Genomic DNA, 475 nt, shown 5'->3' with positions numbered 1-475 from the left:
ATGCGACATACGGCAAGATCACATCCATCGCCATATAACGTCTTACCAAGAAGATGCGGTAACCAAGCCCATCGGTTGAGGCTACGGCTTCAGCAGCAATCAGAAACAGCCACCCAGCACCTAACGATAAGCGCACTGCATCAATCAGTTTTGGAAGGATTTGTGGCAGTACCACACGCATTAAAATCTGACTCGTATTGGCACCTAAAGTCTGTGCTTTAACGAGTTGCTCGGGCGGAATCTCTTGTGTTCGTCGTTGAATATCACGCGCAATAAACGGCGTAATGCCGATGGCAATCAAGACAACTTTCGAGAGCTCACCTAGACCAAAAACGATGAACAAAATTGGCAGGATGGCTAAAGGAGGAATCAGTGAAACAACCGTCAGTAAAGGAGATACCCAAGCGGTAAACAAAGGCAAAGCGCCCGTTATTACTCCAACAAACAAGCCAATGGCCGCAGCGATTAATACACC

General features: G+C 47.4%; 1 protein-coding gene. It reads right to left on the bottom strand.

Annotated features, from left to right (window positions below):
- Window positions 1–475 (bottom strand): ABC transporter permease (locus A3739_RS06730; RefSeq protein WP_156502414.1); only part of this gene is annotated, 475 nt, incomplete at both ends.

Source organism: Oleiphilus sp. HI0067, from assembly GCF_001635735.1.
This window is presented reverse-complemented; position numbering and strand designations above follow the sequence as displayed.